Source organism: Rhizobium sp. MHM7A (assembly GCF_005862215.1).
Lineage (GTDB): Bacteria > Pseudomonadota > Alphaproteobacteria > Rhizobiales > Rhizobiaceae > Rhizobium > Rhizobium bangladeshense.
Window position 1 is genome coordinate 1 of the sequence record NZ_VCHT01000052.1, and the last position, 3,491, is coordinate 3,491.

At 54.0% G+C, this 3,491-nt stretch carries 4 pseudogenes; 3 read left to right on the plus strand and 1 reads right to left on the minus strand.

Annotated features, from left to right (window positions below):
* Nucleotides 1–117, plus strand: a pseudogene (locus FFR93_RS40175) (IS5/IS1182 family transposase); the annotation flags it as partial.
* Between the two features lie 268 nt (nucleotides 118–385).
* Here the strand turns inward: FFR93_RS40175 and FFR93_RS40185 are convergent.
* Nucleotides 386–1,084: pseudogene (locus FFR93_RS40185) on the minus strand (IS6 family transposase).
* A 64-nt stretch (nucleotides 1,085–1,148) separates the two neighbouring features.
* Here FFR93_RS40185 and FFR93_RS40190 point away from each other — a divergent pair.
* Nucleotides 1,149–1,305: pseudogene (locus FFR93_RS40190) on the plus strand (integrase core domain-containing protein); the annotation flags it as partial.
* A 1,530-nt stretch (nucleotides 1,306–2,835) separates the two neighbouring features.
* Nucleotides 2,836–3,347: pseudogene (locus tag FFR93_RS40195) on the plus strand (transposase); the annotation flags it as partial.
* Between the last annotated feature and the right edge of the window lie 144 nt (nucleotides 3,348–3,491).

Below are 3,491 nucleotides of genomic sequence, written 5' to 3' on the forward strand. Positions count from 1 at the left end.
CGGGCTCGGTCGTTTCACGCTCAGCAGACGGAAGTGGCCATCGGCTGCGCCGCCCTCAATCGTATGCTTGCATGCGCGCGCCCTAAATCCATCCGCCGCAATGGACCGACCACATAGATAGCCCCATCACAGATCCAGATCCGCTCAAGTCCCGATCCATGCACCAACGCCCCGGCTCACCATCTGGCGTGACGAGCCTGATTTCGTAGCCCGGAACGCGCGCGCCGGCGGCACCGATACGGTGATCGTCGAGTTGGTTGGAAAGATAGATGTGTAAAAGCTCGGTCGAACCCAGCCCTTCGGTCGGACCGTGCCCGGTAAGATGTTTCAAGGGTGTTGTCACGTTAAGTTTCTCTGGCTGGAAAGGTCAGCGGCTCGTGGATATTCAGGCGACACAGGCCGCAATTTTCCATGCATCGAAAGCTTCGAGCCGACGGTAGCGTATTGTTTTCCCGGCGCGGCGACGGGACGGAACTGAAAAAGCAATTGCGGGTCGCTGAGCGCATGGAGACGAACCGTTGCAACGTGCCTGGTGATCGGTGGCCTTGCGTGGTTCGTTCCCGTTTTCGAAACGGCAGATGGCTGTCTCGGCCCCGATTATTGAGGCCCTGTCCGACCAATGGTCAAGGCCGGGTGCTACTTTCGCCTTTGCTGCACCGTAGAAGCGGAGCTTATCGGTGATGATCCGTTTGGGAGCAAAGCCATAGGGCTTCATTAACGCCACCAGCACGCGCTTTGCTGCCCTTTTATCACGCCGCTTCTGCAATATCTCTTCGAGAACGGTGCCATGTTGATCGACCGCACGCCAGAGGCAGAATTTCTCTCCAGCGCATTTCACGACGACTTCGTCCAGATACCAAATATCGCCGGGGCGCGCCTGCAGCCGCCGCAAGTTGCGTGCGATCTGGGGTCCGAACTTAGCGATCCAGCGGCGGACTGTCTGGTATGACACGTCGATTCCACGGTCGAGCAGCACCTCAACTTCACGCAGACCAAGGTTGAACCGCAAATAAAGCCAGACCGCGTGAGAAACGATCCGTGGCGGAAAACGGTGACGTTTGAAGCTGATATCTCGTGTCTGCATCGCCGAAATTTACGCCCAACCCGTCAGGCAGACAACCGAAGCCCAGTTAACGTGACAATACCCCTCAGCAGATGTCGAGCGCTACAACCGAACGGTTCGGCATGACTGGCTCGATCTGTATGTTTTTGACAGCATTACGGAGGTGCAGGAGATCGCAACGGAGTGGCTTTGGACATATAACCACGAACAGCCCAACATGGCATTGGCGGCATCACGCTTAGAAACTGAAAATGGCCGCGTGAATTCTACCGCTGAACCCCGTTAAAATGGGAAGGATTACCACCCAGCCTGAGGCTGTCCTGGCTTCATTAGGCCTCGCTAGCCGGCATGCGCCCGACCAGCGAGGCCTAATGAAGCCACCGCCACGTCAGCTCAACGTAGAGAAGCAATTCGGCGATTTGAAGCGGCGGCGGCGGCGGCAGGATATATCCTGATGTAAATGTCATGCCGGGCTCGCGCTTGGCCCGGAAGTTGCCATTTTCTGTCTCGCATGACATATGACGTCGTTTTCAGTCTACGTCAGAGTGGTCACTGTCGGCCTGCCTCAGAGAGGTGTTCAAAATTCTAAGTATCAGCGCTTGATGCTATAGTATAATGCGTGTGCTGTGACATTATTTGTCGTGCAATATAGAACAGTTGATATTCGTTTTATAATCTATGCAGCGTATATAACAGTCTCTCCATTTTGTCGTAAAGTGATCAAACGTAAACGGGGCGAATACAAAGCGTGCAAACTTGCCTGGCATTTATTGAATTCAGTAAACAGAACAACAACATGACGCCATAGCGCGTCAAAAGCATAACTAAAGGAAAGCAAGAAAAACAACAGCAGAAAACGGTAACAAACCAAAGGAAAATAAAATAGCTGACTGCAAAAACGCGCAACTTCAAGGTTCATATGATGCTGTAACGCGCCCCCACGCCACCACCGGAAACCCTTCAGCGTTGCGGAGGGAGGCGGGGTACTGGAAATTACGGCCTTCGCACCACAATAACGGGACAGCTAGCCACCAGTCACACCCAGAGAGTGGAGCGCCATAAGACGGTAGCCGCCGCGTCAGCATATAATGTGTGCTGATTTCAGCGAAGTCTCCCCTGTCAACACAGAGACGAGCGTCGTCCTGCCTCATGTAGAGGTACGTCATGTCAACCCAAGGCGCGCCGACGTGGTGCGCCCACGAAATCGTGCGGGGACCGAGGTACAGGCTCAGCGCGTTAGGACCGAGACCCTGGAATGGTTCGCCAAGCTCCCAATTTGCCATCGTGAGAGAGGTGCTTCGTGATAGAAGAAAAAAATTTGCGGTGTTCGGGGAGAGTAAGAATGGAGACAAAGGAGATTTGATTGTCTGTGGTGAAATGGGAAGACGAAATAGGCTCATATAGAGAAGGGGAGCTCTGCCTATTGGACCTCATTTTTATAATCTTGAAAGGCCCAGCTGTTGCCTTTCGGTGCAGCAAAAGGCACCTCTTGGATGTGTGTCCCTTCGATCGCATAGAGTCGCAGCTTCTGTGCGCAGCCGTTGGTTCTTGCTATAGGTCAAAGGGCACAACTTTAGGGTTCTGCAAAGGGCGGCCGGATTGCTGAGTCAACAACGCGTCACATCCAACTTTTGGTTTGGTTTGGTTTGGTGGCAGGATATATGGCTTTGTCGCCTTTCTTTGTTTGTGTATTCGTTCACTCGGTATCCTCCCCGCCATTAAGGGGCTTCAAAAGTGGAAATTTCTCGGGCTTTATGATCGAGGAAATTTTGATGAAGACGAGCAGATTCAGCGAACCCCAAATCCTTGCCATCCTGCGCCAGGCAGAAGGCGGCGTTCCTCTGCCGGAGTTATGCCGGGAACACGGGATGAGCACTGCTAGCTTTTACAAGTAGCGTTCGAAGTATGGCGGCATGGACGCCTCGATGATCAGCCAGATGAAGGCTCTGGAGGATGAGAACCGGCGGCTGAAGAAGATGTATACCGAGATGAGCATGCAGGCAGAACTGCTGAAGGAAGCCTTAGGAAAAAAATAACACGGCCGTCTCAACGACGCGAGATGGCCGGGAAAGCAGTGGCGTTGCACGGGGTGAGCATTGCGCTTGCCTGCCGCACCTTCGAGGTCAGCGAGACCTGCTATCGTTACAGCGCCAAGCTGAACGACGAGAACGAGCAGATCGCCGATCTCCTGATCGGACTGACGCGGGCAAAGAAGACCTGGGGCTTTGGCCTGTGCTTCCTTTACCTGCGGAATGTCCGAGGACATCGCTGGAACCACAAGAGAGCTGGCTCGGAAAAATCGGACAGCCGGGATAAGTGGAATTTCTGCCTGCCTTCGGCTTAGATGCCGGGGGCGATGTCACGTTGTTTCATGGACGCCTGAACAAGGCGCTTGTTTGTGACGTCAGGCAGTTGCGCCGGTCACGGC